This is a genomic window from Finegoldia magna ATCC 53516, from assembly GCF_000159695.1.
GTDB classification, from domain to species: Bacteria; Bacillota; Clostridia; order Tissierellales; family Peptoniphilaceae; genus Finegoldia; species Finegoldia magna_F.
Map to the genome: position 1 here is coordinate 1873458 of NZ_CM000955.1, position 19889 is coordinate 1893346.

Sequence of the window (19889 nt, forward strand, 5' to 3'; positions counted from 1 at the left end):
GATTCTATACTAAAAATCAAATAAAAAAAGAGCTTATCAAATGATAAACTCATTTTCAAATCTTAAATTATATCTATTACATTTTTATTTGCTGCCGTATTTGCTGGAGAATAAGTAAACACAATTCCTATTCCCAAAGATATTCCTAAGGATATTAGAACCGGCATTAATTCTAGTTTAATTGGGAACGGCAAAAATTTCGATGCAATAAATGCAGCTACCATCCCAATGATGTATCCAATTATTCCACCAATAACAGTTACAATAATTCCCTCTAGCATAAATTGATGCAAAATTTCTTTTTTCTTTGCGCCAATCGCTCTTCTAATTCCTATTTCTTTGATTCTTTCCGCTACTGAAATGTACATCATATTCATCATTCCAATTCCTGCAATTAGAAGGGAAATAGCTGCTATTAAAGATATAAATATAGTCACAGATCCCAATACACTACTGATGCCTTCGATTTGTTTTGCAATATCGACGAAGCTATAAGATCCTGCAGCTTTCATTGGGCCATTTTTTTCAAGATATTCTTGAATTTCTTTTGCCTTGTCTTGAACTTTTGTACCATTTTTCAGTATAACATTAATCATAGATATGGAATTATTATTTTTAGGTTGACGCGATTTTAATGTCTCTTTCGGCAAATCTACATCATTTCCCATCACAAATAAATTTGTAGCAGCATTATTTTCCTTAATACCGACGATAACATAATAATCATTTTTAACAAGAACAGTTTTGTTGATTGGATCTTCATTTTCAAACATTTCATCAGCTAATTTTTGAGTAATAACGGCGACTTTTTGGTTAGTATCTCCGTCTAATTTTGTAATAGCTCTTCCCTTTACGATTTTACTTTCAGTTTCTTCGACAGGTTTTGCAAATGCACTTTCCATTTTCCCGTCATTTTTTTGTATCGAAACATTAAGCAAATCATTTTGAAATTGTTCTGGATCAGATTCAACTTTTACGACATCCGTAATTTGTGAAATATCTCTAATATTTTTCTCAGTAAATACTGATGTGTTGCTTCCGACTGAATTTGTTGGATTTTCAGGTTGGAAATAAAACGCAACGCTAAGTTCCTTGCCTTCTCCACCCATTAAACTGTCAACAACATAATCTTGGAAACCCCTACCAATTGCAATAATAGTTATTACCGCTGCTATCCCTATAATTATACCAAGCATAGTCAATAATGATCGTTTTTTGTTCTTGATGATATCTTTGAAGGCAGTATTTAATAAAACATTAAACTTCATAACTATCCCTCTCTTTTAAAACACCATCTAGCATAAAATATTTTCGGTTGCAATTATGTGTAATATTTTTATCGTGAGTAACCATTATTATCGTGATTTTGAGTTTCTGATTCAACTCATTGAAAAGCGCCATTATTTCCTTGCTAGTTTCAGAATCAAGAGCACCTGTTGGCTCATCTGCTATTATAAATTTAGGATTGTGAACGATGGCACGAGCTATAGCTGCTCTTTGTTGTTGTCCACCTGAAAGCTGTTTAGGCCTTTTATCTGCTTGATTTTTAATTCCGACCAAGTCCAAAGCTTCCAACGCTTTCTCTCTTGCGTATTTGTAGGATTTACCTTGATACAGCAAAGGTAGTTCTACATTTTCAGCTATAGTATAGTTTTGAATAAGTTGAAATTGTTGGAAGATAAATCCTACAGATTTGTTGCGAAGATCGGACAATTTATTATCTGAAAATTTACTTATCTCAACATTTTCAAACTTATATATTCCTGTAAAATTCTTATCCAAAAAACCAAGAATATTAATCAACGTAGACTTTCCAGATCCAGATTCACCCATTATTGCGACAAAGTCACCGCTATTAATGTCCAAGCTAACATCTTTTAATACGTGAAGTTTGTTCTCTCCTGAATTGTAAAACTTATTAATTTTAATTAAATCTATCATGACTAATCTTCAACCTTTATTTCTTGATTATCTTTCAAATCTTTTACTTTAGAAATAATTTTATCACCAGATTTTAATCCAGAAATCACAGTATAAGAATTAGAATTTTTTTCAAGTTGAACTTCTTTTTTTACAGCTTTTGAATCTTTGTACTCAAAGACATAGTATTTAGAATCTTCTTCTTTTACCATGTCTTTGCCAAGTTCAATCTTGTCTGATTTTTTCCTAACTTGAACATTAAATCCAATGTGTATAGGTTTTTGTGTTTTGATTTTAAATACAAAATTTGAAGAATTACTTCCAGATTGTTCTGTCATATTTTGCATTTGATTAGCTTCAAATGATCCAGCCTGACTTTCTGGAGTATTGGAAATCTCTACCACAGTTCCTTTTGTTTTTTCATCCCCGTTAATAGGAATTACTTCAACCTCATCATTTTCTTTTAATTTGTTGTAGTCGTATTCAGAAATATTTCCTTCAATAATATTTTCATCGCTTGTGACTTCAATCAATGCTCCTTGACTCATCGGATTATCAATATTTTTGTCATTAACTTTACAAACTCCAGCAATTGTAGCCTTGATTGTTTTTCTTGAACTTTCTTTTAAATCATTAAGTTGTTTTCTTTGTAATTCTACTTGGTCAAGTGCTTGTTTGTAAGCTCTATTGGATTGATTAAGTGTCGGCTCCATTTGGTCAATTTGCATTTCCAATTCTGGAGAAAAAGTTTCGTTATATTTTTCTACTAATTTATTGTAGGATTTGTATGTGCTATTTCTATCTTCAAGTGCATAATTTGCTTGACTTTTTGCTTGTTCCAATTGCATTTCCATTTGATCAATTTGTTTTTCAACTTCCTTGTTCACAAAGGTAATCAGTGAATCTCCTTTTTTAACAGATTGACCAGTTTTCACATGAACTTTTTCAACCTCACCATAAGCTTGATTGTTGTAAACTTGTTGTGCATCTCCAGTTTTTGATATTGCACTGAACACCAAATCACTTCCTGCAGATACTGTATACAAGCTATACTTAGTTTCGTTTTTCTTATTAGCTTTAACTAATTTAAAGACCAATCCTCCAACACAGGCTAAAGCAATTATGGCTAAAATAATTGCAAATTTTTTATTATTTTTCATACGACCTCCTAATTGTATCTCTGTAATACTATTATAATACAGCGTAACTAATTAGTCAACATATTCAAAATTTTATTGTAGAATTTAATAAATCTCTCTAAAGATTCAATATCTAATCTTTCTTTTGTTGTGTGTACATCGTACATTGTAGGTCCAATTGAAATGCAATCAATGTTTTTATATTTCTCTGCAAACACCCCACATTCAAGTCCAGCGTGTATAACTTTAACATCTATTTCTTTGTCGTTTACTTTTGAGAAAGCTTTCTTTGCTACTTCCATTAGCTCTGAGTTTTCATTAAATTGCCAAGTAGGATAATAATTGTAATCGAAGGCTATTGCGTTGAATTTATTTGCTTTTGAAACTATATCTTCTCTCAGCTCAACTAATTTGTCGTGATTTGAAGATCGCGTAGACAATATGATTTCGAATTTATCATCCAAAGAATTAACAATCGCCAAATTGCAGGATGTTTCAACTGTTTCATCAAGTCCTTCGATGTAAGAAATCACACCAGAGTTTAATTCTCCAATTATATCAGATAAATTTTCTGTTGTTCTTTTATCTAAACATTTTTGTGCATTTACTTGTTCAATTACAAGCTTCAAATCCTTATCAAAATCTTCCAAATCAATCTTAGAGATAAATTCTTCTGACTTTTTGCTAATTGAATCAACAGATTCATCTGTAGATAAAATTAATTCTGCATTTGTAGGAATTGCATTGTCTTTTGTACCACCCTTAAAATCACAGATATAATAATCATCTAATGATTCCAAGAATTCAAACACAACCTTGATTGCATTTTTGTGGTTCTTATCAATTTCCATTCCAGAGTGTCCGCCTTTAAGTCCTTTTACAGAAATTTTGTAAAAATTAGACAAACTATCTGAAACGTAATTTTTGTCTATTTCAACATTGACATTTTCTCCACCACTGCTGCCTACAATCAATTCATTTTCATCTTCTGAATCTATGTTAATGAAATATTTTCCAGACAAATCAAAATCAAAATTCATCGCACCACTCATATCAACCTCTTCACTTGTAGTCACTACAGCTTCTATTTGAGGAAGTTTGTTGTTGGATGTCAAAGTAGCCATAGCTATGGCAAGGCCAATTCCATTGTCTGCGCCAAGGCTTGTCTTGTCAGCAAACATGAATCCATCTTTTTCTATGATTTTAATTCCATTGTCAAAATCATACTCTTCATCAGAAACGCAAACCATATCCATGTGTGCTTGAAGAATTATTCCTGGTTTATCTTCCAAACTTTTGTCTGATTCTCTTTTAATGTATATATTGTTGAACTTATCTCTTTTGCATTTCAAATTATTGTCGTGAGCAAATTTTTCCAAATAATCTGCAATCTTTTCTTCATGCTTTGAACATCTATTGATTTTAGAAAAATCTCTAAAATAATTTAATACAGTATTCTTATCCACTACGCACCTATAATTTCTTGTACTATTTTGTTAACTGTCTTACCATCAGTGTATTTGCCGTATTCTGCCATCATATACTTCATAATTTGTCCAATTGATTTGTTAGATTTTTCAAGAGAATTTTCTTCCATAAATTTTTCTATGATTTCTCTTAATTTATCTTCGGAAATTTGTTCTGGAAGATAAGATTTGATTATTTCTATCTTTTGTTTTGTTTCTTCTATAGTTTCTACTCTGTCTTTTGGAGTTTGTTCCAAAGCATCCACAGTTTCTTTAAGTTCTTTCTTAACAAACGCAATTTGTTCATCATCTGTCAAATCTCTTTTCTTTTCCTTTTGTTCCAATAAAATGTTGCTCATCATCAAAGAAATTACTCCGGCTTTTAATTTATCCTTGTTCTTCATAGCTAACATTTTGTCTTTTCTTAATTTTTCAATTGTACTCATAATTTCACTCCTAACCAAAAATAAATGTAAAATAATAATTCATTCTGAACATATATATAGACCAATATGCGCATATTAGCCCAATAAAACTACCTATTACGACATCCGTAAACCAATGTACTCCCAAAATAATTCTAGAAATGGCAATCATAAACGCAAACACAATGGCAATTAACATCGTCACGAAGAAAAATTTGTACCCATAACTTAGCACATAAGCAATTGTCAAATAAAAGCTCATACTAACGCAAGAATGACCACTTGGAAAAGAATATCCCATATAATTGATTCCACTTGTTACTTTTGGTCTTTTTCTTCTAAAAACAAATTTCAAAGTGTGAACTGCAATAACGCTAAGCATAACGCTCATTATTATAGCTGATGCTGATACATAATTGTGTTGACTCACAGTAAAAAACACAATAGGTATACTTATAATCATAAGTGTTTCAACGTTACCAAATTTTGTGATTTTTGCCATCATCGCAATCAGGGAATTGTGTCCCATTTTAGTAAAATGTTCCTTTAATCTTCTATCCAAATTTGTTTCATTGTCTTTTAATACAACAAATCCAAGAAAAAAAGTAATCGATAACAGAACAATACTACATATTATTACAAACCAATCGTATTTATCCATTTTAAATCCTTCCTTTAATACTTCATATTAAATTTTATACCAACCAAGTTCAAATGTATAGTAGGAAGACCTCCAATTAAAAATGAACCATAAAAATAAATCTATAGTTCATCTAAATTTTTATTTGATTTTATTATATATTTTTCTGCCACGAAAATCGTAGCTAAATAACACACATATCCCACTAACATTCCAAAAAACACATCAGTTGGCCAATGCACTCCCACAACAAGCCTACTAAAAGCAATTACAAATGGAATTATTCGCAAATAAATGAATTTGTAATTTTTCAAACTGCATAACAAATAACTCAGAGTAAAATAAAAGCTTGTACTTACCAAACTATGACCGCTGACATAACTGTAACCACCTTGTTCTATTTTGAAAAAATCTAACGGTCTTACTCTCACAAAACTATATTTGTACACATTCATAACTAAAAGACCTATCAAACAAGACATTAATGTTATTGAAAAAAATGAATTTTTGCCAATACGTTTTGAATAATATAAGCTAACTGCCAATATTAAAAAATACGTGCTGAAATTTCCGAGTATTGTGAATGATTTGAAGATATAAAAAGTAAAATTATCTGTAAGATTTTGTGCAAAATTCATTATTTTAGGTTCAAATGATAGACCAGATTGTTTTCTAATAAAAAAACCAAAAATCAACGAAGTTACAAGAATTGCCGCTGACAAATATATTTTTTTCTCGTTTATTACTTTTCCAATCATAACCCTTTACCATATTCACAATTTGGGAAGTGACACTCTGAACATTGCATACAAAATCCACCATAACCCAAACTATTAATCATATCTTTTGTAACTTTAATATTTGCAAAAATATAAGGCAATATTATATCGAATACTGTAGACTTGTTGAACATAACACATCCTGGAAGTCCCATTATTGCGGTGTCGTTTTTGTAAGCCAACATAAACATCGCTCCTGGTAGTACAGGAGAACCGTAAGTTATCACTTCTGCCTTGGAATCTTTTATAGCTTTTGGTGTCATATCATCTGGATCGACGCTCATTCCACCTGAAACCAAAATTATATCGGATTTGTTTTCTAGTGCCTTATTAATTTCTCGTGTAATATTTTCACTATTATCGTCGACTATGACGTGATTTATTACTTCACAATTGTAATCCTTCATTTTTTGTTTTAACACAGGTCCAAATTGATCTTTGATTAGACCTTTGTACACTTCAGATCCTGTCGTAATGATTGAACATTTTTTTGTCTTATCAAATGGAATGATTTCCAAAATAGGAACACCATTCATTATTTTCTTAGCTTCATCCATTATTTTTTCTTTTGTGAAAAGCGGGATAATTCTCATTCCAGCAATTTTTTGTCCTTTTCTTACTGGTTGATTGCCAAGAACAGTTGCAATGGATATGTCATCAATTGAATTTAACTTGAATAACCTATCTCTGTCGACTTTCAAAAATCCATCCACATCAGAAACTATTTCTATCTTGCCTTCTTTTATATCAGATGAATGCATATGTTCATTAATACAAATATCTTTCAAAATAATTGCACAATCATTTTCGTGTAAATCATCATCTTCCAATTCCATAACATAAATATGTTCCTTGCCCATACTTAGAAGAACAGGAATATCTCCTTCTGTAATAACGTGACCTTTTTTAAAAGCTCTCTCCTTGACCACGTCTTTTACAATTCTAGTCATATCGTGCGGTAAAATGTGACCTACCGCATCCTCAGTTCTAACTACTTTCATTTAAAAACCCCTCTTAATTGATATTCCTATTTTATCACGAAATCATTATTTTTTAAAACACACAACGAAAAAACTGGAGTTTCCTCCAGTTTATTCTTCTTCGCTTACCAAATCATAGTAGACTTTACTTGTTATTTTAAATATTATGAAATACACTGCAATTATTATAGCTACTGATATTGCAAATGGAATCGCAAATTCAGATATACTTCTTACCCCGAACAATCCCGATAATTGATACAACATTTTTGATGCAACAGCAGAGTGAATAACTGCCACAAAAAGCGGTAGGAAGAACATCCAATAAATTTGTTGTGATGATGTCTTTTTTATCATTTTGTTTGACAGTCCAACTTTTTTCATAGTTTGAATGTTTTTTCTATCTTCAATTCCTTCTGACAAATGCTTGTAATACGCAATTATAGAAGTTCCAATTAATAAAACAAAACTTATGATGAAACCAATGTACAAGAATGCTCCAAACATAGTGTACACAGCGGACTTTGTTTCTTGTCTAGATACAAATTGAAGAGAATTGTCTTTTGAGATAAATTCTTTTCCATCTAGTTTTTTGTCCGAATCTAAAAAGTAAGATACCGCTACTTCTAATGGTTTATATCCTGCATCATTTTTCATTGGCATTTTGAAATCATTGCAAAATCTTACCAAATCCTCATCAGTTTTCACTACGACGTAAAACATATCCACAGCAATATTTCTTCCTTCAAGCTCATCGATTTTTTTGAATTTATAATCAGCACTTCCTAAAGTTATCTTATCTGATGTTATATATTTCATATAATTTGAATTCAATAAAATTTCTCCGTCGTTCAAAGAATAATTCTTGGAAAATTCATTGTTAAATGAATCCAAAGTTTGAATCATAATATAGACAGGCTTGGTATTATTCTTTCCCATTTTAGAAAATTTATTGCCATCAAGGTTTGCAAACATCATTGTACTAACTTGATAATAATCATTTTTAGGATTTGTTTTTTCTGTGACTAAACTTTTTAATCTAGTTTTTTCTTTTTCGATATTTTTAGAAAAATTCTTATCTGGTGTGATCGTTCCAGTTAATTTGTAATCTCTGTTTGTTGTTGAGTTTACAACTTTTTCTGCACTGTTGTAAATCGCCATTGTAGTCGACAACGATACTACAACTCCTGTACATAAAATTGCAATACTGGCTAAACCAACAGCATTTGATTTCATTCTGTAAAGCATTCCAGAAACTGTAATAAAATTTTTCGATTTGTAGAAGAAATTCTTGTTTTTCTTCATCATTTTTAGTACAAAAATAGTTACTGCAACAAAACCAAAATACGTTCCAAACAATACAAGTAGACTTGCCACGAAAAACATCAACAAGCTTTCCAAGCTTCCTTCGATTGTCAACGCAATGTAATAACCAATTGCTGTTAGAATTATTGCTAAAATGAAAAATACTACTTTGACTTTTGGTTCAGATTCCGATTTTTGTCCTTTTGCAAATAAATCCCTAGTTGTAGCAGATTTTATATTTAATATATCGTAGATAAATGTTACCACGCTAATTACAAGATTAAATGCCAGTGACAATATAACTGCTTTGGTTGAGATTCCAAACTGCATTATGCTGAAATTTTCTTGCATCAATTTTCCAACTGCCAAGAACAATACTTTTCCTAATGTAATCCCAAAAACTATTGTTAGGATTGAAATAATCACAAAAAACATCGACTTTTCTTTTAGCAAAATTCTATTGATGTGTTTGTTCTCCAATCCAAAAACACGATACAATCCAAATTCTTGAAATCTTCTTTTTATCAAAAACCTATTCGCATACATAATAATCGCAAATGTAAATATCGATATTATAATCGATCCGAATACTATTATCGTTCCAAATTCGTCTTGTTGCATAACATATTTGTTATCTAATAAAGATATCATTATGAACAAAATCGCCACCATAATACTTGTTGATAAAATATATGGAATATTTACAATTTTGTTTGCTTTTAAGTTTTTGAGAGCAAATTTTGTAGATAACTTAGAATTCATTATCTACACCTCTATTATTTATGACAGATAATGACTCATTTATTCTTTGCATAAATTCATTGTTGTCGCTATTTCCCTTGTAAATTTCATGGAACACAACACCATCTTTTATGAAAATTACTCTGTTAGAAAACGAAGCTGCCTTCACAGAATGAGTTACCATCAATATAGTTTGTCCTAATTTATTGATTTTTGTGAATAAATCAAGTATCATATCTGATGATTTTGAATCCAATGCCCCTGTAGGTTCATCTGCCAATATCAAATCCGGTTTTGTAATCAAAGCTCTTGCAATCGCAATTCTTTGCCTTTGTCCACCACTAATCTCATAAGGATATTTGCCCACAAAAGATTCAATTCCCAATAATCCTTGGATTTCAGACAATCTTTGCTCCATTTCTTTTGGCTTATAATCTGAAAGTACCATTGGCAAAAATATATTGTCTTTGTTTGAGAAAATATCCAATAAATTAAAATCTTGAAATACAAATCCAAGCTTTTCCCTTCTGAACTTTGCAACTTCCGATTCTTTTAATGTGGATATATCTTTGCCATTTAACACAACCTTTCCATTAGTTTGCTTATCTAATGTTGATATTACATTAAGTAAAGTTGTTTTACCTGAACCTGATTCCCCCATTATTGCTATAAATTCATTCTTTTCTACAGAAAAATTCACATCTTTTAATGCTACTGTTTCAACATTTTTCGTTTTGTATACTTTTCTTACGTTGTTTAATTCTAAAATATTCATAACACCCTCCATAACTATATGTTAAATGAATTTAGAAAAAGTAGCATTTATCTAAACTAACAAAAATCATTCAATCTTACAAATTTGTAAGATTAGTTATTCACAATTATATAAAATTTACTACCTTGACCTACGACAGAGTCGACTTTCAAAGTTATTTCCAGTTTATCTGCTATAGATTTTGCCAAATACAATCCCAAACCACTTGATTTTTGTTTTAATCTTCCATTAAATCCAGAATATCCTTTATCAAAAATTCTATTGATATCTTCTTCTGGAATTCCTATTCCGTGATCTTCTATTAAAATCACGACATCATTATCTTTTTTGAATGAATCTATGATAATCTGTGAATTTTCAGAATATTTAATCGCATTAGATAGGATTTGCTCCAATAAAACACTTAACCATTTGCTATCTGTAATGCATTTTAAGCCATTTTTTCTAAAATCCAAACTAATATGTGAGTTGATGAACAAAAGTGAGTATTTTTTGACTAAAATATTCAGCAAATTATCCACATCGACAACGCTTATATCCAGGTCTTTTTCGTGCAAATTTAGCTTCAAATAATTTATAGCCATATTCGTGTAATTGTCGATTGATTTAAGTTGCATTTTCATTTCTGTATTATCTTCTGTCAAAATTTCCAAGCAAGTTATCGGTGTTTTAATCTGGTGTACCCACATAGAAAAATATTCTTGGATATCTTTTTGCCATGAAATATACTGATTTCTATTATTTTCAATTTGCATTTCCAAATCTTCTATTTTCTCATCTTTTGACAAGTCTTTTTGAAAATCTAGGTATTTAATTACCAAATAAATTAAAAATACTATCAAACATATTTCAAAGCCTTGTACGAACACTTTTATATCAACATTGTTCAAATAACAGACCATAAAATAAATAGCATTTATTGATACAAAAAATAAAATAGACTTGAGGTTTTTCTTCAAAAAACACATTAACTTACTCATTTTGATCTCTTCCGTCATTTAAATAGTATCCCGAATATTTTTTTGTCAACAAGAAATCTTCCAAGCCAAGTTTGTTTAATTTTTTTCTGATTCTATTGATATTCACAGCCAATGTATTATCATCTATAAAAAAATCATTTTGCCAACACTGATCCATCAATTTTTCTCTTGTTACTATTTCACCTTTTGCTTCGAATAACGACTTTAAAATTAGCATTTCTGTTTTTGTGAGGTTAGTTTTATTCTCATTGAATTCCAATCTGAATTCATTCACAAAAAGCATGACATCATTAAACTCCAAAACGCTCTTGATGATGTTATTGCCATAATATCGTTTCATAACGGCGTTGATTTTTACCATAAGTACATCAAAATTAAATGGCTTGGTAATATAATCATCAGCACCCATCTGCATTCCCATTATTATATCCAAATCCTCTGATTTTGAAGATATGAAAATTATTGGAATATCAGTAGTATTTCGTATTTTTTCGCACCAAAAATATCCATTAAAACTAGGAAGAATAATGTCCATCAAAATTATATCTGGCTTTATGTTTTTGACATCCTCCATAATATTTATTCCAGAATTTGTGAACACTTCGTATTCCCAATTTTCTAAATATTTTTTAAGTGAATTTAAAATAATTCTATCGTCTTCTATAATTAAAACCTTCATACTAAAATTATACATAAACTTGTGAAAAAATGATACGATAGCAATTTTCCAATCATGACCACCCGTAAAACGGGTGGTTTGTTCAAGGGCTATAAGCCCGAGTGATACCAACCAGCGTCTCAAGGCGCTGGTTTTCACTCCGTTCAAACCTAACTGTTTTTGCCACTTTAGCCTATCTCTGAAAGGGATTTTTAATTTCTATTTCATAAACGGATCTGTATATTCTTTTACACTCAATTTATCAAGTGCTATATCATGTTGCTCTTGTTCTCTTATATATTTTGCTATTGTCTTTTCATTCAATCCCACTGTGCTCACATAATATCCTTCTGCCCAAAAATGACGATTGCCAAATTTGTATTTTAAATTCGCATGTCTGTCAAACATCATTAGAGCACTTTTCCCTTTTAAATATCCCATAAAACTTGATACTGATATTTTGGATGGAATGCTTACTAACATGTGTACATGATCTGGCATCATATGCCCTTCTATTATTTCTACTCCTTTGTATTTACAAAGTAATTTGAATATTTCTATGAGACTTTCTCTATATTGATAAAATATCACTTTTCGTCTATACTTTGGAGTGAAGACTATGTGATACTTGCACATCCATTTTGTGTGAGACAATGAATTAGTTTTATTTGCCATAAAATCACCTCTTATTATTTTAGGTCTGAACAACTCTATTATAATACTTGGTGATTTTTTTGGTATAACCTAAGAACGCCTACCCGCATAGCGGGTAGTTTATTGTTTCGTTCGCAAGCGAACTCAACTGACTAAAGTCATCAAATAAAAAAATTAGTGAACTTATAAAAGTCCACTAATCTTTACTAGTCGTTCATTATTCCCATTCTATCAAACACATAGAATAATAAGCTCAACACTACTGCAACAACTGATGCTAGAACCATTCCTGATAATGACACTCCCAAGAAGTTTATTTTCAATCCTGAAAGTCCAGTTACAAATATTACAGATGTTAATATTAAGTTTTTGGATTGTGAGTAATCTACTTTTTGGTCTACTAATAATCTGATACCACTTGTACCAATCATTCCGTAAAGTAAGAATGTTACTCCGCCGATTACATTTCCTGGTATTGATGAAATAAGTGCTGATAATGGTCCAATAAATGCCATCAAAATTGATATACAAGCAGCTCCTGCTATTACATACACTGAATAAACTTTTGTAATTGCCATTACACCGATATTTTCACCGTAAGTTGTAGTTGGAACTCCTCCTATAAATCCAGATAATGCAGTTGAAAAGTTGTCTGCAAAAATCGATCTATGAAGACCAGGTTCTTTTAATAAATCTCTTCCTATGATATTACTTGTAACTACTTGGTGTGAAATGTGTTCACTTGTTATTACTAATATTACAGGTAGCATTGTGATTATTGATTTTAGGTCAAATATTGGAAGTTGAAATTTAGGTAATGTAAATAACGATGCTTGCATCACCGGTGTAAAATCAACCATTTTTAATGCTACACTTACAATATAACCTGTTATAATTGCGATTAATATCGGTATTGTAGCTAAGAATTTTTTGAACAAAACAGAACCTAAGATTGCTACTGACAATGTAACCAAGAAAACTATAACATCATTTGTAGTTCTCGTATCTGTCATGATATTTGCACCGATCTTCCCACCAGAAACAGTTGCTTGCGCAAGTTCAAATCCTATCAAACTTACAACACTTCCCATAGCAGCAGGTGGCAAAACAACATCAATCCAATCCGTTCCAAATTTATAAATTATGTATGCTAAAATACATCCAATAAGTCCTATTGCAACGAAAGCTCCCTGTGCATAACGAAATCCCGATTGTCCAATTATTATAGTTGCTGGTCCTAAGAAGGCAAAACTACTTCCCAAATACGCCGGTGCTTTTCTTTTTGTTATCAAAATAAATAACAGTGTACCTATACCGTTCATCAATAAAACAATACTAGGATTAATCCCCAAAACTATAGGCACCAATACACTCGCTCCAAACATAGCGAAAGTATGTTGAATACTTAGAGGTATTAGCATCTTTGGAGATACTTTTTCGTCTACTCCAATAATTCTTTTCATAAAACACTCCTTTGATTTTTTATCCTATATATTCTACATTGAAGTCAAATATATTTCAAGTGGTTTGACTTGTATATCTTCTAGCTGGTATAATAAAAAGCGTTATTTGAAAGGAAATTATTATGGAAAACAACGGAAATTATTTAAGAACAAAATTACTAGACAATGGTATTAAACCTACATATCAAAGAATTGTAATTTTAGATTATTTGGAAAATCATCATATTCATCCAACTGTAGATGATATTTACAGAAATTTAGCTCCTAAATTGACTACATTATCTAGAACAACTATCTATAATACGGTTAAAGTCTTCGCAAAAGCTGGTATTGTATCTGAACTTAACATCGATAATTCAGAGCTAAGATACGACATAACGACAGAAACTCACGGACATTTTAAATGTGATAAATGTGGCAAGATTTACAATTTTAATATGGATAATAATGTGGAAAGCTCTGATTTAAAAGGATTCAAAATCAATTCAACAAATATTTTGGTTAACGGAATATGCAAGGAATGTTTGGATAAAGAAAATGAATAGTGAGTTTTACAAGATTGAACCTAGAGATGATTTGTACATAAAGTTATTGTTTATTTCTAAAACCGAACTTAAAATGAAGGAAGAAATAAAACGAGGGATTCTCCCATTCTATCAAATGTACTATTGTCTTAAAGGAAATGGAACTTTTATTGTAAATGACAAAAAGATAGAAATTCTACCTTTTGATGTATTAATCGTAAATCAAGGCTCCAGAATAACAGAAATTTCTAAATCTGAAAGTTTTGAGTTCTATAGACTGGCTATTTCTGAAGTATCATTTGATACAGAACAAAAAGATAAGGCAGTGCTTAGTATCAAACACAATCACATCAACGACCGTGATATGGTAATTTTGTACTATATCAACAAAATTTTGGAAGAAGCCAAGTATAAGAGATTTAGATACCAAAGAGTGTGCTCTTGTTTGATAAGTATTTTGATTACAGAAATTCAAAGACGTGGCGATTTGAAATTCACAATGGATGATCCTGCACAAGATTCATTTACTAAACATGTCGAAGATTATATTTATGAAAATTTCAACCAAGAAATCACACTAGATTCTATTTCAGAAAAATTTATGGTCTCTAAGTCACATTTAATCCACGAATTCAAAAATCATTATGGTAAAACTCCAATGCAATTTTTGCTAAACAGAAGAATGGAATCTGCGATGTTGCTATTAAAAACATCAAACAAGCCAATCAATGATATAGCAAAACTCTGTGGATTCAATTCACAATCTTATTTTGATCAGGCATTTCGTAGAGTAGTAAAAGTTACCCCAAACGATTATAGAAACAAATACAAAACGAAAATAAAAAAAATCAAAAAATAGACTTTGTTTAACATCAACATGTTACAAACAAAGTCTATTTTTACTTAATCGGACTCTTTTGTTTTCACAAAAACAAGCTTATTTATATCACTGTAATCTTCAGAATAATTATATCCATCACAAGAAAATTTCTTCAATTGTTCAATATCTTCAACATTATTTCTTGCCATATAATTTACCATTCTACCTCTAAGAATCTTGGAAGGAGTTGCTTTTGTCTTTAACTTAATTTCTCCATCTACCAATACTTCTTCTTTGAAATCAATCTTAACAGGTGTTTTATCTAAGTATTTGTAAATATTTTGTCCATACTCTTTTGATGCCAAATCGATTATATCTTCACCTTTAAAGTGATTTCTTATTTCATCTTCCCAAAATTCATACAGATTTATTAATTTATCTTCGAAATCCAATCTATATTTTGATATTTCATCTAACGGTCGAAGTATTCCGTAAAGTCCTGATAATATTCTAAGATGTTCTTCCAGATATTCAAGCTGTTTTTCATCCAATGAGTCAACATCCATGTACTGATATTGAATTCCATCAAAGCTTAATATCGCACAACCTTTTGGTGCTGAATCAAAATTTTCATATAGCTTGTAACTTTCGTTTGCTATTTTGTCAGAACATTTCCAGACTGATTTTAATTCTTCAATGGATTTTTCTTTCATTATTGAAACTAGCGCATTTTTCTTATTTTCAAATAAACAATCAATATTCTCTTTTTTTAATTTTCTAATCTTAAATGTTTTCGCTGGTGAAATTATAATTTTCATTATCCGTTCCTGTTCATTTTTTCAAATCACTCATGATAAAATCGCTCGTAAGAAATTTTCATCTACTCAATCAAATCTTTACGAATTTCTTTTTGTCTTTATCTCAATAGTCTTATCAGCGATATTCAACGCAGATTTCCTGTGGGACACTATTAACATAGATTTGTTTTCTTCTTTCAAAATCGCATTTAAAATAATGCCCTCATTCAACGCATCTAAATTACTAGTTGGCTCATCTAAGATATATAATGGCGCATCGTGTAGAAAAACCCTCGCTAGACCAATTCTCTGCTTTTCACCACTGGACAATTTTTCTCCGAGTTCTCCGACATTTGTCTCATATCCATCTTTAAGCGAGCAAATAAAATCATGAATCGATGCTTTCTTGCAAGCCTCTATCACCTCATTCAAGCTCGCATCTTTTTTTGCTATCTTAATATTTTCTAGTATGCTACCTTGAAAAAGATACGTCTCTTGGGTCATATAATTTTCTATGTCACGCAAATCTTTTGTGTTGACTTGTTTGATGTTTCTGTCCGATATTTTAATCTCGCCTTTGTCGACATCCCAAAACCTCATTATAAGTTTCAAAAGAGTCGATTTTCCAGAGCCGCTTTTTCCAAAAATCGCTAATTTTTCGCCATTTTCTAAACTGAGGTTGAAATCATTCAAAATAATCTCATCATTATAGCTAAAAGTTATGTCCTCAATTTTCAAATCACTAAAATACGTTTTATTTTGGTCGTAAACTTCGAGAACTTGAGGTTTTTCTTCAAGTATGTTTAGCACTCTATCTCCACTGGCAAAAGTGCTTCTAAGATTTGCCGACAAACTTGAAAGAGCTATCACCGGCCCAAAACTGGACATAAAAAGAACTGTGACTACAATTAATTTATTTATATCGAAGATAGCTACCATTTCGTTTTTCATAATTACAAACATAATAAGACCAAGAAGTGCAACAATCGATGTTGTAAAACCCCTATTTTGTGCTTCAAAAACTTTTATACGTTCTTGTTTTCTATTGAGTTTCACAGTGGTTTCATCAATGTAGTCGAGTCTTTTTTCTCCATAAGAGTATTGTATTACTTCCTTCATTCCTCTCAAAGAATCCAAAAGATATGAATTTAAATCTGCAAATTCATTTCTCAATTCCAACCCTTCCTTCTTGCCACTTTTTGAAGAAAAAATAGGTAGAAATAGCCCAACAATTAAATATGAAATCATCGCAAAAATTGCAGCTTTAACACTGTATGCGAATAAAATCGAAACAACTATAGCGCTTGTGATAAAAGCGATAAAAATTGGCGATATAGTGTGTGCATAAAAAACTTCAAGAAGTTCTATGTCGCTTGTAATAAGAGAAATAAGATTTCCCTTTTCTTTTCCTTCTAGCTTTGCTGGTGCAAGTCTCCTAAGCGCTCTAAAAACTTTATTTCTTATTATAGCTAGTAGCTTAAACGCGATAAAGTGGTTGCACAACTGCTCTACATATCTCAAAAATCCTCGTGAAATCGCCAGCACTAACAACAATATGAAGCTCATATTCAAATTAATTTGATCTGCTCTTGATACAATATTCGCTATTACATAAGAAGAATATGCAGGGATAAAAATTGCTGCCAAATTCCCAATAACTCCTGCTATTATTGCCAGAAACATAAACCCTATTAGCGGTTTTACAAGAGTTATCAATTTCATCATAATATTAAATCCACTTCTTCTCATATTATATTTCTCCTAGATTTTCTAATTTATATTGCTCTGTGAACATCTTTTTATACAAACCATCATTCGAGATTAATTGCTTATGGCAACCTTGCTCTATAATATTTCCGTTTTTTAAAACGTAAATTTTTTCTGATGAAGTAACATTTGCAAGTCTGTGAGAAATCAACACAACAATTTTGTCTTTTGCAATTTCATTTATGAGATTCATTATTATTTCTTCGCTTTCCAAATCTATGTTAGATGTCGCCTCATCAAAAATATATACTTTGCTATCTTTTAGTATGGCTCTCGCAATTGCCAATCTCTGTCTTTGTCCACCTGATAGATTTGAGCCCGCTTCGTTAATTTTTGTGTCCAATGAATTTTCAGATTCGAAAAAATCATAGAGATTTACTTTTTTCAGTATAGTATACATATCATCATCTGATACATCTACATTTCCCATAGAAAGATTATCTCTTAAACTGCCTTTGAAAATATAACTGTTAGCCGAAACTATCGTCACATTTTTCATCAAATCAGATTCTTTAATGTCGAAAAGCTCGGTATTTTCATACGTTATCTTTCCGGAAACTCTTTTGTTTATACCGAGAAGAAGAGATGCAACAGTTGATTTTCCCGAACCAGATTCTCCAACAAAAGAAGTAATAGAATTGGAACTTATACAAAAAGACAAATTGTTTATTATGTTTCTAATTCCGTCGTATGAAAAATCCACATTTTCAAATTTAATAGAAGATAGTTCTCTCGGAAATTCACTATCTCCTCTTTCTTCAATATGAGAATCAAGTATTTTAAATATTTTATCGCTCGCTGCCATACCATTCATTGATACGTGAAAAAACGAACCGAGTTGCCTTAGTGGAATGAAGAAATCCGCTGCAAGTAATATCACAATAATCGCAGATTTTAGTGAAATTTGACCATTTACAAGTTGAACTATTGATATGATAGAACCAATCGCAGCTCCTCCAAATGCGATTACATCCATCACGGTAATGGAATTTAACTGCATACTCAAAACTTTCATCGTTATCCTTCTGAAATCTTCAGCTTCCCTGTCCATTTTTTTCTCGTAGTCGTAATCTCTTTGATATATCTTCAATGTAGTAAGACCAGCTACATTGTCGAGAAATGTCTGTCCTAAATTTGCGTAATTTCCCCAGTATTTTCCCAAAAGTTTTTTTGCAAATTTCATAATTGCTACTATGGATAATGGAATCAAAGGAACTGCTATTATCATCACCAAAGCTGCTTTTGGAGAAAAAAACATAAGTACCGCAAATAGAGTAACTGGTGCAAGAATGCTATATCCAAACTGAGGTAAAAATCCACCGAAATACATTTCAAGTTGTTCTATTCCATCGACTGCAAGTTGCAATAATTCTGACGTGTTTACGAATTTGTTATATGATGTACCAAAGCTAAGTAATTTTTCGTATAATTTATGTCTCAACTCTTTTTTCACTATAACAGATGCTTTCTGCGATAGAATATGACTATTATAACTTGTAAAATACCTTACAATTATTGTCAAAATCATAATAACCAAAGAAATGTAAAATGAGTCTCCAATTTCTTTTTTTTCATAAATATTTTGAATAACGCCTGAAATCGTTATTACAAAAATAATATTAAAAACAAGCCCAATCCAGTTTAATAAAACAGTGTACAAAACATATTTTGTTGAATCTTTCATCATAGCAATAAGTCTTTTATTTATCATTTAAATTCCTCCAAAAGTGATTAAATGTATGTCTGAGAAGTGCTAATGGTCTGTAAAAAATCAACCTCGGCCCTGAATATTTCATAACTCTCTTGATATCTTCTCTTCTGTTTTTGCTGAAACATCTAATTGAACATGATGAACAAAAATTTCTTTTATCTTTATTCTGACAATTTTCCAATCTATTGTGAGAATACAGCCTTAGGCTTTCCATCGAATCTTTCTCACTGTTATGGTATTTTATGTAAATATCAAACATCATATCCAATAATTGTTTCTTATAATCTGTCGTAATTTTCATTGAGCAGTCCCTTTCCAAGTATAAAGTTTTATATTTAAAAAATT

General features: G+C 30.8%; 20 protein-coding genes. 2 read left to right on the forward strand and 18 right to left on the reverse strand.

What is annotated here, in order from left to right; translation table 11 throughout:
- Positions 1–62: 62 nt before the first annotated feature.
- From HMPREF0391_RS08980 to uraA, 14 genes are all read right to left on the reverse strand, one after another.
- A complete protein-coding gene (locus HMPREF0391_RS08980; RefSeq protein WP_002836789.1) occupies positions 63–1268 on the reverse strand; it encodes an ABC transporter permease in 1206 nt (401 codons plus the stop codon).
- Positions 1258–1941 (reverse strand): ABC transporter ATP-binding protein, encoded by a 684-nt coding sequence (locus tag HMPREF0391_RS08985; protein ID WP_002836790.1) that lies wholly within the window; start codon positions 1939–1941, stop codon positions 1258–1260. The genes HMPREF0391_RS08980 and HMPREF0391_RS08985 overlap by 11 nt, the downstream gene beginning before the upstream one ends.
- A 2-nt stretch (positions 1942–1943) precedes the next feature.
- Complete coding sequence (locus tag HMPREF0391_RS08990; RefSeq protein ID WP_002836791.1) at positions 1944–3080, reverse strand: efflux RND transporter periplasmic adaptor subunit; 1137 nt, start codon at positions 3078–3080, stop codon at positions 1944–1946.
- A 47-nt stretch (positions 3081–3127) separates the two neighbouring features.
- Entirely contained in the window at positions 3128–4525 is a 1398-nt protein-coding gene (gene pepD, locus HMPREF0391_RS08995) for a beta-Ala-His dipeptidase (protein ID WP_002836793.1), read from the reverse strand.
- The gene (locus HMPREF0391_RS09000) at positions 4525–4971 is read right to left on the reverse strand and encodes a GatB/YqeY domain-containing protein (protein WP_002836794.1); all 447 of its coding nucleotides are present in this window, start codon (positions 4969–4971) and stop codon (positions 4525–4527) included. Before HMPREF0391_RS09000 ends, pepD begins: the two co-directional genes overlap by 1 nt.
- 10 nt (positions 4972–4981) lie before the next feature.
- Positions 4982–5611, reverse strand: coding sequence for a phosphatase PAP2 family protein (locus HMPREF0391_RS09005; protein ID WP_002836795.1), 630 nt, complete (start codon positions 5609–5611; stop codon positions 4982–4984).
- A 101-nt stretch (positions 5612–5712) separates the two neighbouring features.
- Positions 5713–6348 (reverse strand): phosphatase PAP2 family protein, encoded by a 636-nt coding sequence (locus HMPREF0391_RS09010; protein ID WP_002836796.1) that lies wholly within the window; start codon positions 6346–6348, stop codon positions 5713–5715.
- Positions 6345–7370, reverse strand: a complete 1026-nt coding sequence (locus HMPREF0391_RS09015; RefSeq protein ID WP_002836797.1) for a molybdopterin-binding protein — start codon at positions 7368–7370, stop codon at positions 6345–6347. The genes HMPREF0391_RS09010 and HMPREF0391_RS09015 overlap by 4 nt, the downstream gene beginning before the upstream one ends.
- A gap of 90 nt (positions 7371–7460) precedes the next feature.
- Positions 7461–9416 carry an FtsX-like permease family protein gene (locus HMPREF0391_RS09020; RefSeq protein WP_002836798.1) on the reverse strand — a complete coding sequence of 652 codons (1956 nt, stop codon included), beginning with the start codon at positions 9414–9416 and terminating at the stop codon, positions 7461–7463.
- Positions 9406–10170 (reverse strand): ABC transporter ATP-binding protein, encoded by a 765-nt coding sequence (locus tag HMPREF0391_RS09025; protein WP_035109625.1) that lies wholly within the window; start codon positions 10168–10170, stop codon positions 9406–9408. Before HMPREF0391_RS09025 ends, HMPREF0391_RS09020 begins: the two co-directional genes overlap by 11 nt.
- Before the next feature lie 92 nt (positions 10171–10262).
- A complete protein-coding gene (locus tag HMPREF0391_RS09030; RefSeq protein WP_035109626.1) occupies positions 10263–11150 on the reverse strand; it encodes an ATP-binding protein in 888 nt (295 codons plus the stop codon).
- Positions 11143–11829 carry a response regulator transcription factor gene (locus tag HMPREF0391_RS09035; protein WP_230454525.1) on the reverse strand — a complete coding sequence of 229 codons (687 nt, stop codon included), beginning with the start codon at positions 11827–11829 and terminating at the stop codon, positions 11143–11145. Before HMPREF0391_RS09035 ends, HMPREF0391_RS09030 begins: the two co-directional genes overlap by 8 nt.
- Positions 11830–12027: 198 nt before the next feature.
- On the reverse strand, positions 12028–12483 hold the full coding sequence (tnpA, locus tag HMPREF0391_RS09040) for an IS200/IS605 family transposase (protein WP_002835435.1): 456 nt from the start codon (positions 12481–12483) through the stop codon (positions 12028–12030).
- A gap of 185 nt (positions 12484–12668) precedes the next feature.
- A complete protein-coding gene (uraA, locus tag HMPREF0391_RS09045) occupies positions 12669–13925 on the reverse strand; it encodes a uracil permease (RefSeq protein ID WP_002836802.1) in 1257 nt (418 codons plus the stop codon).
- Positions 13926–14047: 122 nt separating this feature from the next.
- Between uraA and HMPREF0391_RS09050 the strand changes: the two genes are divergently transcribed.
- Together HMPREF0391_RS09050 and HMPREF0391_RS09055 are read left to right on the forward strand one after the other, a co-directional pair.
- On the forward strand, positions 14048–14470 hold the full coding sequence (locus tag HMPREF0391_RS09050; protein WP_002836803.1) for a Fur family transcriptional regulator: 423 nt from the start codon (positions 14048–14050) through the stop codon (positions 14468–14470).
- Positions 14463–15308: an AraC family transcriptional regulator gene (locus HMPREF0391_RS09055; protein ID WP_002836804.1), complete on the forward strand. Its 846-nt coding sequence runs from the start codon at positions 14463–14465 to the stop codon at positions 15306–15308. Before HMPREF0391_RS09050 ends, HMPREF0391_RS09055 begins: the two co-directional genes overlap by 8 nt.
- Before the next feature lie 44 nt (positions 15309–15352).
- Here the strand turns inward: HMPREF0391_RS09055 and yaaA are convergent, their stop codons facing one another.
- The 4 genes from yaaA to HMPREF0391_RS09075 form a co-directional block, all read right to left on the reverse strand.
- Positions 15353–16087, reverse strand: a complete 735-nt coding sequence (gene yaaA, locus HMPREF0391_RS09060) for a peroxide stress protein YaaA (RefSeq protein WP_002836805.1) — start codon at positions 16085–16087, stop codon at positions 15353–15355.
- A 78-nt stretch (positions 16088–16165) separates the two neighbouring features.
- Entirely contained in the window at positions 16166–17815 is a 1650-nt protein-coding gene (gene cydC, locus HMPREF0391_RS09065) for a thiol reductant ABC exporter subunit CydC (protein ID WP_002836806.1), read from the reverse strand.
- Between the two features lies 1 nt (position 17816).
- On the reverse strand, positions 17817–19544 hold the full coding sequence (locus HMPREF0391_RS09070) for an ABC transporter ATP-binding protein/permease (RefSeq protein ID WP_002836807.1): 1728 nt from the start codon (positions 19542–19544) through the stop codon (positions 17817–17819).
- On the reverse strand, positions 19534–19845 hold the full coding sequence (locus tag HMPREF0391_RS09075; protein ID WP_002836808.1) for a nitrous oxide-stimulated promoter family protein: 312 nt from the start codon (positions 19843–19845) through the stop codon (positions 19534–19536). Before HMPREF0391_RS09075 ends, HMPREF0391_RS09070 begins: the two co-directional genes overlap by 11 nt.
- Between the last annotated feature and the right edge of the window lie 44 nt (positions 19846–19889).

Coding starts and splice junctions, on each gene's coding strand:
- HMPREF0391_RS09070 (WP_002836807.1), bottom strand. CDS start 19,544: ATGATAAATAAAAGACTTATTGCTATGATGAAAGATTCAACAAAATAT.
- yaaA (WP_002836805.1), bottom strand. CDS start 16,087: ATGAAAATTATAATTTCACCAGCGAAAACATTTAAGATTAGAAAATTA.
- HMPREF0391_RS09020 (WP_002836798.1), bottom strand. CDS start 9,416: ATGAATTCTAAGTTATCTACAAAATTTGCTCTCAAAAACTTAAAAGCA.
- HMPREF0391_RS09010 (WP_002836796.1), bottom strand. CDS start 6,348: ATGATTGGAAAAGTAATAAACGAGAAAAAAATATATTTGTCAGCGGCA.
- HMPREF0391_RS09015 (WP_002836797.1), bottom strand. CDS start 7,370: ATGAAAGTAGTTAGAACTGAGGATGCGGTAGGTCACATTTTACCGCAC.
- HMPREF0391_RS09050 (WP_002836803.1), top strand. CDS start 14,048: ATGGAAAACAACGGAAATTATTTAAGAACAAAATTACTAGACAATGGT.
- cydC (WP_002836806.1), bottom strand. CDS start 17,815: ATGAGAAGAAGTGGATTTAATATTATGATGAAATTGATAACTCTTGTA.
- tnpA (WP_002835435.1), bottom strand. CDS start 12,483: ATGGCAAATAAAACTAATTCATTGTCTCACACAAAATGGATGTGCAAG.
- HMPREF0391_RS09035 (WP_230454525.1), bottom strand. CDS start 11,829: ATGAAGGTTTTAATTATAGAAGACGATAGAATTATTTTAAATTCACTT.
- HMPREF0391_RS09005 (WP_002836795.1), bottom strand. CDS start 5,611: ATGGATAAATACGATTGGTTTGTAATAATATGTAGTATTGTTCTGTTA.
- HMPREF0391_RS09075 (WP_002836808.1), bottom strand. CDS start 19,845: ATGAAAATTACGACAGATTATAAGAAACAATTATTGGATATGATGTTT.
- HMPREF0391_RS09025 (WP_035109625.1), bottom strand. CDS start 10,170: ATGAATATTTTAGAATTAAACAACGTAAGAAAAGTATACAAAACGAAA.
- HMPREF0391_RS08990 (WP_002836791.1), bottom strand. CDS start 3,080: ATGAAAAATAATAAAAAATTTGCAATTATTTTAGCCATAATTGCTTTA.
- HMPREF0391_RS08980 (WP_002836789.1), bottom strand. CDS start 1,268: ATGAAGTTTAATGTTTTATTAAATACTGCCTTCAAAGATATCATCAAG.
- HMPREF0391_RS09055 (WP_002836804.1), top strand. CDS start 14,463: ATGAATAGTGAGTTTTACAAGATTGAACCTAGAGATGATTTGTACATA.
- uraA (WP_002836802.1), bottom strand. CDS start 13,925: ATGAAAAGAATTATTGGAGTAGACGAAAAAGTATCTCCAAAGATGCTA.
- HMPREF0391_RS09000 (WP_002836794.1), bottom strand. CDS start 4,971: ATGAGTACAATTGAAAAATTAAGAAAAGACAAAATGTTAGCTATGAAG.
- HMPREF0391_RS08985 (WP_002836790.1), bottom strand. CDS start 1,941: ATGATAGATTTAATTAAAATTAATAAGTTTTACAATTCAGGAGAGAAC.
- HMPREF0391_RS09030 (WP_035109626.1), bottom strand. CDS start 11,150: ATGAGTAAGTTAATGTGTTTTTTGAAGAAAAACCTCAAGTCTATTTTA.